Here is a 13,428-nt window from a genome sequence, read left to right on the forward strand (position 1 = left end):
ATAACATTGCTAATATTTCCATTCAAATTAATATTTTATATACTAAAGTCAGATATTATAAAATTAATCAATCCACAACTCGTCACAAAAATTTAGGGGTAGGATTTCGTGATTCGATTAGCAAATGTAGAAGATGCTCTTTTAATTCATGAAATAATGTTATCAGTCTTTGAGGAGTATAGAAATATTGATGTTCCATCAGGTACACTTAATGAAATTATAAGCTCCATAGAAAAGGCGTATTAGGAAATGGTTCTAAAAAAGCATTGCTTTACTTTCTGATAAATGTTCCCCATGATACTGTAAGATTTAAATTTGGTGAAAAATCTCTATACTTCTTTCGACTTTCAGTCTGTCCTGAAGCAAGAAGAAGAGGAATAGCCAAATCTATTCTATCATGGCTTGAAAATTACGCCAAAGAACATAGGATAACAGAAATTTGGTACAGGGTTCAAATGTCCATTCCACAGAATATACAATTATACCAATCTGTTGGATACACTGTTTATAAGGAAAAAAATCGTTACACATTCTAATGGTTATGCAGTAAAAATAGTAGTTATAAAAAAGAAATTTAATATATTTAAACAGTTGCCATAAATATATAGGAAGACTATCTTAAACTCTATCTAATTCAAAAAGTAGCACAAATACTCAGTGCTACTTTTCTTTTTTTAAATAAAAATAAAAAACTGTTAATCAAAAAAAACTAAACATTAATTCATAAATACAAATACCTTATAGGTAAATCTAATAACAAATAAAACAAATTAAAGTTGAAGGGTTGGACTTTTTGTTTCAATTCCTTATAGGTAATCTAATAACCTATCATGAGTAAGGGTCATAGCTTGATAAGTATTGTGTTTCAATTCCTTATAGGTAATCTAATAACTAGACAAACAAGTGCCTGAAACAGTAATTGATTCTATGTTTCAATTCCTTATAGGTAATCTAATAACCTATCATGAGTAAGGGTCATAGCTTGATAAGTATTGTGTTTCAATTCCTTATAGGTAATCTAATAACTAGACAAACAAGTGCCTGAAACAGTAATTGATTCTATGTTTCAATTCCTTATAGGTAATCTAATAACTTACCACTACTGTCTAAGGAGGGTGATAAGTTATGAGGTTTCAATTCCTTATAGGTAATCTAATAACACATCATTCAGAAAAGCTATAGGTACTATATACTTTTAGTTTCAATTCCTTATAGGTAATCTAATAACTAATGTTTCACTTGTAAAGCCACCTACTGTAGTCCCGTTTCAATTCCTTATAGGTAATCTAATAACTATATGTTAGATTTCCTAGGTGGGTAAGAGTAACTATGTTTCAATTCCTTATAGGTAATCTAATAACGGGTTTCAGCGTTTAGTGATGTTAGATAGATATTCATGTTTCAATTCCTTATAGGTAATCTAATAACCCATCTTCTCCATGCTCGTATCAATTTACCACCCCTGTTTCAATTCCTTATAGGTAATCTAATAACTTAAAATTGGAGTTATCCAGGGAATATACATTGGACGTTTCAATTCCTTATAGGTAATCTAATAACAATAAGAAATAAACTTACCTTCTATACTCTCCCCCGCGTTTCAATTCCTTATAGGTAATCTAATAACTTTGTAGAGAAGCCAAGTTTTCGAGCAATTGCCTACGTTTCAATTCCTTATAGGTAATCTAATAACTCATTACTTACTTTGATATTACCTAATTTCACATTTTTTGTCAATCGATTTAATTATTACAATAATGTAATATTTTTTATATGGATTTAGCTGTAATCATTGAAATTATCATGTTTTTTCAAAAAAATAAGTTTGTCGTCGATCTCCAGGGGTTTCTGCACTATTGGAGGTCGACGACAATTATTTTCTTAAAATCTAAAATTATTAATGGTTCTCTATATGATAGAAAAACACTAATAAATAAAGAGGAAACAAATTATATAGCTTTTATTCGGTCACTATGTATTGAATAGCTCAACAAAAAATGACAGATAAGCTAATATTCTATGAAAATCGCTGACATTGCATTATTTCGATTCCTTATATGTAATCTAATAACGGATGAAAAAACAATTATAATCAAAAAGTTTTATTAATTATATCAATATATCAATTCCTTATAGGTAGTCTATAAAGGTTGCATATATACAATTACTGGGCAAGTCTGTATAGAGTTTTAATCCCTTATAGGGTAATCTATTTATAGTCCTTTAATTTGATATTACTATGTTACTATTCCCTTGTCAAAGGAAATTTTCTATATTAATTGATATGGGATGAAAAGTTCTAGTCAAGTATCCTAGGAGTAGTACCAATTCAAGGCACTACTCCCATTCAATTGTTGCTGGTGGTTTATTGGTTATATCGTATACCACCCTATTTACCTGTGGTATTTCCTCTGTTATTCTATTTGAAATTTTTTCTAATAGTTCTAATGGAAGCCTTACCCATTGAGCTGTCATACCATCTACACTATTTATTGCCCTTAAAGCTATAGTGTAGGTATAAGTTCTTTCTCCATCTTTTATACCTACTGTTTTAATATCAGGAAGAACCGCAAAGTACTGCCAAATCTTTTTATCCCATTTAGCTTTTTTTATTTCGTCTCTAAATATATAATCAGCTTCTCTAACTATGTTTAACTTTTCTTCTGTTACTTCACCTAAAACTCTAACTCCCAATCCTGGCCCTGGGAAGGGCTGCCTTTCCACTATTTCTTCGGAAATTCCCAATAATCTACCTACTTTCCTAACCTCGTCCTTAAACAATTGTCTTAAAGGTTCTACCAATTCAAAATCATAATCATCAGGGAGGCCTCCTACATTATGGTGGCTCTTTACAGCTACATCTCCACTCAAACCCGATTCTATAACATCCGGATATATGGTTCCTTGAACAAGGTAACCTATATCATCAAGTTTCTTCTGTTCTTCTTCAAATACTCTAATAAATTCCTCTCCGATGATCTTTCTCTTTTTTTCTGGATCGGTAACTCCTTTCAGCTTTTTCAAAAACCTATCCTTTGCATCAACAGTTATAAGATTCATATGGAATTGGTCTCTAAATACCTTCTCTACCTGTTCCTTTTCATTTTTCCTCAATAATCCATGATCCACAAATACACATATGAGGTTATCGCCAATTGCATTATGAACCAGTACTGCTGCAACAGAAGAATCCACCCCACCAGATAAAGCACAAAGAGCTTTTCTGTCCCCTATTTCTTTCCTTATTTCTTCTATAGTGTTTTCAATGAATTCTTCCATATTCCAGTTTGGAGCAGCATTACAAACTTTGAATAGGAAATTATCTATAATATATTTCCCTTCATTAGATGTTTCAATTTCTGGATGGAACATAACTGCATATATTTTTTTATCCCTGTTTTCAATTGCTACTGTCTTCCCATCTATATATCCTATGGTTTCAAATCCTTCAGGAATATTGTCAAATACATATTCTTTATCTAACCATAAAGACAAGCTTTCATATAATCCATTAAACAATAAACTTTCTTTGTCTGCATTAATGGTTTCAAATTTATAATTAAAAGTATTAGGTTTTATTGAGCTTCCTCTAAAAGTTTGAACTAATAAATCTGCTCCATATCCAATGGATAGAACAGGAACCCCTAGCTCAAATATACTTCCATTTATTGCACCTATATCTATTGGCATCTCACCAGAGATGATAATTCCTTCTGGATTTTTGCCTTTTATCTTTTCCATAGGATAGTTATAAGGAACTATCTCGCAATATACCTTGGATTCCCTTATTCTTCTACCTAAAAATCGGCTAAATTTTGAGCCTAAATCCAATATTAAAATCAAATTTAGCCCTCCTATCTTCTGCTGTAATTTGGTGCTTCCTTTGTAATACTTATATCGTGAGGGTGATTTTCTATCAGAGAAGCTCCTGTTATTTTTATAAATCTGGCTTTTTCTTGCAATTCCTTAATGGTTCTGGCTCCAACATAACCCATTCCAGATCTTACACCACCAATTAGTTGAAATACTACATCCCCTAAAGGCCCTCTATAGGGAACTCGGCCTTCTACTCCCTCTGGTACTAATTTTTTGGTATCTTCTTGGAAATATCTGTCCTTACTTCCCGATTGCATTGCCCCAATGGAGCCCATGCCTCTATATACTTTAAATCTTCTACCTTCGTATAGTTCTTCTTCTCCTGGGCTTTCGTCTGTTCCAGCAAATAATGAACCTATCATGACTACATTAGCCCCAGCTGCTAAAGCCTTAGTAATATCGCCTGAATACTTAATACCTCCATCAGCTATAATTGATATTTCATATTCTCTTGCAGCTTTAGCACATTCCATTATAGCAGTTAGTTGAGGTACTCCAACGCCAGTTACGACTCTAGTTGTACAAATTGAACCAGGCCCAATTCCAACTTTAACAGCATCAGCTCCAGCTTTTATCAATTCTACAGTAGCTTCAGCTGTAGCCACATTACCTGCAATTACTTGAAGATTGGGATATTCCAACTTTATCCTCTTTACCGCTTCGATTACTCCTTTAGAATGACCATGAGCAGTATCTACCACTACCACATCTACTTTAACCTTTACTAACGCAGCAACTCTATCCATAATATCATGCGTTACTCCTACTGCAGCTCCTGCCAACAGCCTTCCCGATTCATCTCTAGCTGAGTTTGGATATTCAATAGACTTTTCAATATCCTTAATCGTTATCAATCCAGCCAATTTATAATTTTCATCCACTAGAGGCAATTTTTCAATCTTATGTTGCTTCATAATTTCTAAAGCTTCTTCCATAGTAGTTTCTTTAGTTCCCGTTACAAGATTATCCTTAGTCATGACTTCATCGATTTTTTTACTAGTATCCGTTTCAAATCTAATATCCCTATTGGTAATGATTCCAACTAAAATACCGTCCTCTTCTACTATGGGCACTCCTGAAATATGATATCTTTCCATTAATTCTAAAGCATCAGAAACATCATGATATCTGGTAAGATGAAAAGGATCTGTAATAATACCGTGCTCAGATCTTTTTACTCGATCTACTTCTAAAGCTTGTTGTTCAATACTCATATTTTTATGAATTATACCAATTCCACCTTCTCTGGCAATAGCTATGGCCATTCTAGACTCTGTTACAGTATCCATCCCGGCACTCATTAATGGTATATTTAATTCAATATTTCTAGTTAGATAAGTGTTTACCTTGGTTTCCCTTGGCAATACGTCCGATTTCCCTGGCAATAGCAAAACATCATCAAAAGTTAAGCCTTCTCCTACAATTTCCACTTTCAATTCCTCCTTCAATTTATTTAATTATAGTATACCACAATAATAATAGTTCCTTACCCCATAATCGCTTTTTATAAATATTGAATAAATATTTTCTTTTAAAATTAACAGAGTTTATCCTCCATGTCAAGAAATTTATTCTAATTGGGAAATTAAAAGAAAATTGCAAAATCTTAAGCTTTAGGGCAGCAAAAAATAGATTTGAAAAAAACCTAATATTATAAAAATAAAAATCATTCCAATTCTCCTATAAGGGTTTAGGGATATTGCTTTGGGTATAATATAGATGAATAATTTAAGTTTAAAGGTGGTTTAAATATGTCAAGATTTCATAAGAGTCCCAATATATATGTTAATATGATATCCTTAAAGGTAAAAGATATAGACGCTTCTATTGAATTCTATAGTAAAATATTGGGATTCAAGCACATCAATAGGAAGGAAAGGAAAGCATTAGTTTCAGCAAATGGAGTAGATCCACTAATTGTATTGGAACAACCAGAAAATGTTAAACCTAAAGAGATGAGAAGAACAGGATTGTACCATTTTGCATTGCTATTACCAAATAGGAAGGAACTTGGAAAATTCTTAAACCATATAATGAACATAAGATATCCTTTAATGGGTGCATCCCATCATGGGATTAGCGAAGCCATATATTTACAGGATATTGATGATAATGGCATCGAAATATATACAGATACTCCCATTAATAAATGGAAGTGGATCGATGATTCTCTTGAAATGATAACTACTAGGTTAGATTTACAAAGCCTTATAGATGAAGGAAAGGATGAAAATTGGGAAGGTATGCCTAAAGAAACTATTATAGGTCATATACATCTTCATGTATCCGATTTAGATGAAGCAGAAAGGTTTTATGTAGATGGATTAGGTTTCAATATAGTTAATAAAATACCCAAACAAGCTACTTTTACCTCTACAGGTGCTTACCATCATCATATAGCTTTCAATATTTGGAATGGAAAAGGCATTCCAGCTCCCGATGAAAACAGCGTAGGTATGAAATACTACCAAATAAAATTTCCAGATCAAGGAACTAGAATTAAAACCATAAATAGATTAGAAGAGTTAGGTTATGAGGTAACTAATGAGAATGATACATTTATCACTTCCGATCCTTCTAACAATAAAATCCATTTAGTATTAAAATAATCTATTAAAACCATTCCCTCTAGTTGAGAAGGAATGGTCCTATTTTGTCAAAATATACTGATATTCACAAAATTATGTTATAATATGTTTATAGCCTTAAAAATCTTTAATTCCTTCCCTATTTCTTTTAATAACCAATTATTGAGGGGGTTGCAATATGTTAAAACTTTTTCCCAAGAAGCCCAATTCCACAGGATTAGACGAAAAAAAGACTGAGTACATACATAAAGATATTCTCATTAATATTTTATCTGATATTATTGAAGGAAAAATGACAAAAATAGATACAAATATTATTGATGACAAAAGCGTAGTAGATAAATGGAACCAAATGATAGACGTATTATGTGAAAACAGAAGAAAAAATATTATGGATATAAATGATTTATTGCAAATGGTAACAAAGCTGGATTCAATAAAGGATATGATTAGCAGCGTACACCAGCAAACAAAAGCTTTACATTCCATGTCTGCACATAGTGAACAGATGAGTGCATCCTTAGAAGATGTGGCTAACATGACCCAGATGGTATCCGAGAGTTCAAATGAAGCATCCCAAATTTCTGAAAAGGGCATAAAGGACATATCTGAATCAGTAGAATTTGTAAAAAAATCTTTTGAACAGATTAATACTGTAAATGAACAAATGCAAAAGGTAAAAGAAAAAACTAATGTAATAAATGAAATAGTAAAAATCGTAGAAGAAATTGCCAACCAAACTAATTTACTTGCACTAAACGCGGCAATAGAAGCAGCAAGAGCAGGAGATCAAGGTAAGGGCTTTACCGTTGTTGCAGAAGAAGTGAAAAAACTTGCAGAACATACTAAAAACTCAGTATCGGATATACGGGAAAACATAGCAAAATTATTGCAGGATGTAGATTCAGCCGTTGAAAAGGTTAATGAAACATCAGAACAATTGAATACAGGAAAAGAATTAGTTGATAATGCATTAAAATCCCTTCAAAAAATTAGCTTTTCGATTCAAAATGTCAATGAATCCATAATGCAGGTGGCAGCAAATACAGAGGAACAAACAGCAGCAACTGAAACCTTTACAAGCCATATAGTAGACTTATCCCAAGAAGCAGATTTGCTAAATAACAGCTGTGAAACTACAGGTAAAAGCATATACGAAATAAGCAATAAAATAGATTCAATTAGGAAGGAGTTGCTAAAAAATAGATATTGCTTAACGGATTTAGAAATGATAGATATTTATAAGATTGACCACTTACATTGGAGATGGAGAGTATATAATATGCTTCTTGGCTACCAAAGTTTGGACTCAGAGGAAGTTGGAGATTATAACCACTGTAGACTTGGAAGATGGTATTATGGAAAAGCTTTTGAAAAATATAAAGACCATGATATTTTTAAGGAATTGGAAATTCCTCATTTGGCTTTACATGAGGCTGCAAAAGACGCTACCATTGCATATGAAAATGGAAATATAAAGGAAGCCGAAGAAGCACTTAAAAGAATGGATAAAGAATCGGAGAAGATCTTCCATTTATTAGATGAAATAAAAAAAATATTATAATACCATACATAATTCTTATCTATAGATTTAATGCTAAACTCCTTAGATAAACTTTTATCTAAGGAGCCTTTTACTTTATCCTTTCGGTTAAAAAATCTGAATCAATGAAAAAAGCCTGTCTCTTATTCTCCTCTTCTATGTCTTCAAATGTCAATCTATAGACTATTGGATTGGTCATGGATTTTACAGTTAGCAGTTTATGTTTTGAATCATAGACACAAATATATCTGGTATAAGTAGTATAATTATACTTTTTATTCTTTACGAATCCATTGGGCATAGCCATTGCACCCATTATATTATATGCATAGGCAATGGCCTCCTTATAGTTTTTAGGTTTAACATGAGTTTTGGTTAGGTAAAAGGCTTTGATGAATCTGGAAACAGGGTCATACCCTCCCGGCAGGTCTTTAGCAGAGTTAAACTCATCTAGATTATCCAAATCTATCAGCTTCTTTAACTTCCTAACCTGGGATTCAAAGCTGGGGGAATTGGTCATTACATCAAATGGATTTTCGTACAAGACCAGTTTCTTCCCCTTAGGTTCTATTACAACGCATTTCTTAGTCAAATCAGCAAACATGAAATGGAAATCTGGCGATATTACATTTTCCCCTCTATGGTTCTTGGTGGATATATGGATATTGGGCAAATCATCAACCAATTCAGCTACCGACTTATAATTTGCAAGGGCATAGGTAAAGTAATCTAAACTGGAAATATTAACTTTCCCAAATTCTACCTCATTATCATAGAGGTTAAATCCAGCAAAGGCATTGGTTATGCCCATTAGTCCATGTTCATTTATTCCATCTTTCAATGGATCTCTATTTTCAAAACATACCCCTAAGGTCTTATATTTTGAATATAGAGGATTTCCCATTAAATCATTGCAAAAATTGTAGTTCCTTGGTAAGTAGATTACATTATAGTTTAAGGGAACTTCATAATCCATAGTCCTTCCCATAACACACCCATCTTCGTAATCTATTTTAATACCTGTACACATATTATCCCTCTTTTGTCATATTTTCATCTATAATACTTTATGCAGATTTCACTATTATCAATTATATCAAAATTAATACAGTATTAAAAATAATGCCATATAGTCTATTTTTTCAAAATATAAAAAACAAGTTAAGATAGAATGCTGCTACTATCTTAACTTGTCATGGTAATTACATTGTATATTATAACTGATATCTACGTTTTTATAACTGTTTATTTATTTCATTCTTTAATATTTCAGCAAGAGCACCATATACTATCTGTACTCCATTTCCTTTTTTAAATACTCCCTTAGCCTTAAGCTCTTTAGTCCAAACATCTGAATCTGCCACTTTAGATACATCGCTAACCGTAACCCTTAATCTAGTTATACATGCATCAACCTCTTCTAAGTTTTCCTTACCCCCTAATGCTTCTATTACTTTAGATACATCAACTTCTTTTAATAAAGTATCCTTTCTAGTATATAATTTTACTTCTTCGCTGTCTCCTCTACCAGGAGTCTTTAAATCCAATTTAACTATTAGGATTTTAAATACATAGTAGTAAATCAAAGCTGTTGGGATACCAAGTATCAGAATCCAAATATAATTTGTCTTTGCATTTCCTTGTAACAATCCAAATAGGGTAAAGTCTATTATACCTCTTGAGAAAGTTACCCCTACTGCTACATCTAACACATAGAGAATTGCATAAGATAGACCTTCAAGTACAGCATGTATACCATAGAGTACAGGTGCCACAAACAAGAAGGTAAACTCTATAGGCTCAGTTATTCCCGTTAAGAATGAAGTAAGAGCTGCAGAGAATAACAAGCTTCCTACTGCTTTTTTATTCTTATCATCAGCTACTCTATACATGGCCAAAGCTGCTGCTGGTAGACCAAACATCATAGGTAGGAAACCACCTGTAAAGTATTTGGTAGCTTCTGCTGAAAACCTAACGGTATTAGGATCTGCAAGTTGAGCAAAGAAAATATTCTGTCCACCTTGGATTAATTTCCCTGCTACCTCCAATTCTCCACCAAGAGGTGTATACCAGAACAATGGATAAATAGCATGATGTAGTCCAAAAATATTCAACAACCTCATCAAAGACCCATAGAAGAACATTCCGATTCCACCAGTTCTTCCAAAGAACTCTGAAAATGTTGATATACCCAGATGTACAGTAGGCCATATAAATGGTATTATGGCTCCAACTAATGCAACTGTTAATACAGAGATTATTGGCACAAACCTAACTCCTGAGAAGAATGATAGAGAATCTGGAAGCTTCTTATCATAATATCTGTTAGTTAAAATAGACACTATAACCCCTACTATAATTCCACCTAATACTCCTATTTTTACGGTAAATATTCCTAATTCATATCCAAATACATTAGATTGTTTTGTTGCTTCCAAAGCTGATAAACCTTGGGACATGAAATAATCAACAGATGTGGTTTCTGGAGTATATCCTTGAAATCCTAATATTACACTTATTACAGTGTGCATTACTATAAAGGATATTGCTGCTGAAAGAGCTGCTGCTCCTTTTTCCTGTAATGCTAATCCTCCAGCAATACCTACTGCAAAGATTAATGGTAGGTTATTGAAAACTGCTGAACCCAAATTAGACATAACAGTTAATACATAATAAAGAAAAGTCCCTTGTCCTAGTATTTTAGTTAAACCATAAGTTTCTACCATTAATGGATTAGTAAAGGCTGCACCAACCCCTAGCATAATACCAGCTATTGGTAATACAGCTATGGGAATCATAAATGCTTTACCTAAACGCTGAAGTTTTTCAAACATATAAAGACCTCCTTTATATTAATTTAATCAAAATTATTTATTGCTTTTACAAACCTTTTAGTAATTTCCATTGGTCTAGTTATAGCAGTACCAACTACTGCTGCATATACTCCAGTATCAAAAGCTCTTTTAAGGTCCTCAGGTGTCCAAATACCCCCTTCTGCAATTATAGGGGTACTGAGTTTTTCATTTAATTCTTTCATTAACGTAAAATCGGGTAATTTTTTCCCTTTTGTATCTTCAGTGTATCCACTTAAAGTAGTTCCAATTAAATCGAAACCAAGTTTTTCGCACTCGATACCTTCCGAGAGTTTAGAAACATCTCCCATCAATATAATGTTGGGAAATTGTTTTCTTATCTCATTGACAAATTCTCCTAGTGTAAGCCTATCAGGTCTTAGTCTGTCAGTGGCATCAAGGGCTACGATATGAGCTCCTGCTTCAACAACTTCTTTTACTTCTCTTATAGTTGGAGTTATAAAAACGGGACAATCTCCGTAGACTACCTTTGATATTCCAATTATCGGAAGATCTACAGTTTCCTTTATAGCTCTAATGTCCTGCCCACTATTTGCTCTAATTCCTACAGCTCCACCAAGCATGGCTGCATAGGCCATTTTGGACATTATGTAAGAGCTATGAAGAGGTTCTTCTTCTAGAGCTTGACAAGATACTATTAATCCCCCTTTAATGCGTTGCAAAATTTCATCTTTGTTCATCAATTCACTTCCTTCCTATTTCTTAAGTATATAATATTACAGAAAGTTGGATTTGTCCACCATTTTTTTATCTTTTTTTGGAGTGTTGTTCCATTTCTTTTATGATATAATATAATCAGACTATTAGAAAGGTGATAATCATGAATGAAGTTATATCTGTTCTGTCTTTTATAAAAAGTACTTATAATTCCTTAACCAAATCGGAAAAAAAGGTAGCAGACTTTATATTGGCAAATCCCCAGGATGTGGTTTATATGCCTATATCAGAAGTATCAACCAATTCATCAGTAGGGGATACTACTGTATTAAGATTCTGTAAGAAATTGGGATTTAATACTTACCAAGATTTTAAACTTTCCTTAGTACAAGACATTACTAGTAAAGAGTTGAATAATAATATTGATGATTTCAAGATTACTAAGGAAGATTCTTTAGAAGAGCTGGCAAAGAAAGTTATTGGATATGATATGGGAATTTTAGAAGAAACCCTTGAATTAATAGATTTTGAAGAGCTTTCACAAGCTAAAGATGCGGTTATAAATGCCAATAGGATTGCAATATTTGGGGTAGGTGCTTCAGCACTAACGGGCTTAGATGTGGCATTAAAGTTTATGAGAATAGGCTTTAGTGTAAGCTGTCATATCGAATTACATGCTCAGATGATGTATGCAGCATTGTTAAATGAAAAAGATTTAGCTATAGGTATCTCCTTTTCGGGCAGCTCCAAAGATACTAATAAAGTTTTAAATATAGCAAAAAAAGCTGGCGCAAAGATTTTATGCATAACCCACCATGCTAATTCTCCAATAACAAAAATTGCTGATATCACATTACTACACGGAGCAAAGGAAGACCCGCTGCAAGGAGGTAATTTTTCATCTAAAATTGCTCAAATGTCCATTTTAGATATTCTGTACCATGCCGTCTATAGAGAAGTTAGTGAAAAAGTATCTAAACACAATGCAATAACTTCAAGGGCCATAACCGAAACCATGATATAGATTTTTATAGGGAGATTAAAATCTCCCTATAAAAATCTATCAAACCATGCAATACACTCCTCCATCATATTGGTAGTAACAAAATGGTTTAGATTTGGATATTCTATTAATTTTATCCTATCGCGATAACTGTATTTATGTCTAATTTTATGATAGAAAATGCGCTGGCTTTCAATGGGTACTACATTATCCCTATCTCCATGTAATAACAGAATAGGTCTATCTATCAATAGATTCAGATTGTTTTGCGGATCTAATCTTTTCACTTGATCTATCTCTTTAAACTCAAAAGCATTGGATATTTCATGGTTTTTTCTTAACCATTTGTTGAAATTCTCCCATCCACAGGAACCATTGAATATTACTGAAGCCTTTACATTGGGATTATGAGTAAATATTCCAGCCGCAGTAAATCCTCCCATGGAATGGCCTAAGACTCCAATCCTGTTTGGATCTGCGTCATACTTAGATATTATTTGGTCTATTATGGTATTAGATTCCTTGATATTGGTTAGTATCGTATCCCAAAAATATTGTTTTGCATCTTCTAAATCGTATTTTGATAATGCTCCCCTTTCTCCATGGTGGATAGCATCAGGAATTATTACCTGATAGCCTACTGTAGATAGAATGAAACCCCTCATCCTCTGCAATTCCTTATTTGAACTCCAGCCATGGTAAAGGATAACTGTTGGCAGTGGTTTTTCCCACTCTTTAGGTCTAAATAAAATCGCTGGAATTCCTTCAATTGTAATTTTGTCTTCTAAAATATAACTGGATTTCAAATAGCTAGTCATCCTATTACCCCTCTTAAATTATTATAAACTAATAATATGATACTACAAAATGGATAAAATAAAAACTATA

General features: G+C 32.8%; 11 protein-coding genes and 1 CRISPR repeat array. Of the genes, 5 read left to right on the top strand and 6 right to left on the bottom strand.

The annotated features are described in order from the left end of the window. Nucleotides 1–108: 108 nt before the first annotated feature. Together BLV68_RS15340 and BLV68_RS16205 are read left to right on the top strand one after the other, a co-directional pair. Nucleotides 109–246 carry a hypothetical protein gene (locus BLV68_RS15340; RefSeq protein WP_159428564.1) on the top strand — a complete coding sequence of 46 codons (138 nt, stop codon included), beginning with the start codon at nt 109–111 and terminating at the stop codon, nt 244–246. A gap of 20 nt (nt 247–266) precedes the next feature. Further along, nucleotides 267–536, top strand: coding sequence for a GNAT family N-acetyltransferase (locus BLV68_RS16205; RefSeq protein ID WP_093749738.1), 270 nt, complete (start codon nt 267–269; stop codon nt 534–536). A 259-nt stretch (nt 537–795) separates the two neighbouring features. Beyond that, a CRISPR array of direct repeats spans nt 796–1,693; the repeat unit is 30 nt; unit sequence GTTTCAATTCCTTATAGGTAATCTAATAAC. A 644-nt stretch (nt 1,694–2,337) separates the two neighbouring features. Here the strand turns inward: BLV68_RS16205 and guaA are convergent. Next, nucleotides 2,338–3,843: a glutamine-hydrolyzing GMP synthase gene (gene guaA / locus BLV68_RS00380; RefSeq protein ID WP_093749740.1), complete on the bottom strand. Its 1,506-nt coding sequence runs from the start codon at nt 3,841–3,843 to the stop codon at nt 2,338–2,340. Between the two features lie 11 nt (nt 3,844–3,854). Further along, nucleotides 3,855–5,306 (bottom strand): IMP dehydrogenase, encoded by a 1,452-nt coding sequence (gene guaB, locus BLV68_RS00385; RefSeq protein WP_200773576.1) that lies wholly within the window; start codon nt 5,304–5,306, stop codon nt 3,855–3,857. A gap of 321 nt (nt 5,307–5,627) precedes the next feature. Between guaB and BLV68_RS00390 the strand changes: the two genes are divergently transcribed. Next, complete coding sequence (locus BLV68_RS00390; RefSeq protein ID WP_093749744.1) at nt 5,628–6,485, top strand: VOC family protein; 858 nt, start codon at nt 5,628–5,630, stop codon at nt 6,483–6,485. 157 nt (nt 6,486–6,642) lie between these two features. Beyond that, on the top strand, nt 6,643–8,028 hold the full coding sequence (locus BLV68_RS00395) for a methyl-accepting chemotaxis protein (protein ID WP_093749746.1): 1,386 nt from the start codon (nt 6,643–6,645) through the stop codon (nt 8,026–8,028). A 70-nt stretch (nt 8,029–8,098) separates the two neighbouring features. On the opposite strand, the gene BLV68_RS00400 is transcribed toward BLV68_RS00395, so the two are convergent. The 3 genes from BLV68_RS00400 to BLV68_RS00410 form a co-directional block, all read right to left on the bottom strand. After that, nucleotides 8,099–9,037 carry a linear amide C-N hydrolase gene (locus BLV68_RS00400; RefSeq protein ID WP_093749748.1) on the bottom strand — a complete coding sequence of 313 codons (939 nt, stop codon included), beginning with the start codon at nt 9,035–9,037 and terminating at the stop codon, nt 8,099–8,101. Between the two features lie 205 nt (nt 9,038–9,242). Beyond that, a complete protein-coding gene (locus BLV68_RS00405; protein WP_093749750.1) occupies nt 9,243–10,841 on the bottom strand; it encodes a PTS transporter subunit EIIC in 1,599 nt (532 codons plus the stop codon). A gap of 23 nt (nt 10,842–10,864) precedes the next feature. Beyond that, entirely contained in the window at nt 10,865–11,560 is a 696-nt protein-coding gene (locus BLV68_RS00410) for an N-acetylmannosamine-6-phosphate 2-epimerase (RefSeq protein WP_093749752.1), read from the bottom strand. Between the two features lie 140 nt (nt 11,561–11,700). Between BLV68_RS00410 and BLV68_RS00415 the strand changes: the two genes are divergently transcribed. Next, nucleotides 11,701–12,561 carry a MurR/RpiR family transcriptional regulator gene (locus tag BLV68_RS00415; RefSeq protein ID WP_093749754.1) on the top strand — a complete coding sequence of 287 codons (861 nt, stop codon included), beginning with the start codon at nt 11,701–11,703 and terminating at the stop codon, nt 12,559–12,561. A 26-nt stretch (nt 12,562–12,587) separates the two neighbouring features. On the opposite strand, the gene BLV68_RS00420 is transcribed toward BLV68_RS00415, so the two are convergent. Next, nucleotides 12,588–13,358 (bottom strand): alpha/beta hydrolase family protein, encoded by a 771-nt coding sequence (locus BLV68_RS00420; RefSeq protein WP_093749756.1) that lies wholly within the window; start codon nt 13,356–13,358, stop codon nt 12,588–12,590. Between the last annotated feature and the right edge of the window lie 70 nt (nt 13,359–13,428).

The organism is Tepidimicrobium xylanilyticum (genome assembly GCF_900106765.1).
Classification (GTDB): Bacteria; Bacillota; Clostridia; order Tissierellales; family Tepidimicrobiaceae; genus Tepidimicrobium; species Tepidimicrobium xylanilyticum.

What these genes read in the sequence shown, in the direction of transcription:
- BLV68_RS00415 (WP_093749754.1), top strand. Translation starts at nt 11,701, where the DNA reads ATGAATGAAGTTATATCTGTTCTGTCTTTTATAAAAAGTACTTATAAT.
- BLV68_RS00420 (WP_093749756.1), bottom strand. Translation starts at nt 13,358, where the DNA reads ATGACTAGCTATTTGAAATCCAGTTATATTTTAGAAGACAAAATTACA.
- BLV68_RS00405 (WP_093749750.1), bottom strand. Translation starts at nt 10,841, where the DNA reads ATGTTTGAAAAACTTCAGCGTTTAGGTAAAGCATTTATGATTCCCATA.
- BLV68_RS00410 (WP_093749752.1), bottom strand. Translation starts at nt 11,560, where the DNA reads ATGAACAAAGATGAAATTTTGCAACGCATTAAAGGGGGATTAATAGTA.
- BLV68_RS00400 (WP_093749748.1), bottom strand. Translation starts at nt 9,037, where the DNA reads ATGTGTACAGGTATTAAAATAGATTACGAAGATGGGTGTGTTATGGGA.
- BLV68_RS00390 (WP_093749744.1), top strand. Translation starts at nt 5,628, where the DNA reads ATGTCAAGATTTCATAAGAGTCCCAATATATATGTTAATATGATATCC.
- BLV68_RS00395 (WP_093749746.1), top strand. Translation starts at nt 6,643, where the DNA reads ATGTTAAAACTTTTTCCCAAGAAGCCCAATTCCACAGGATTAGACGAA.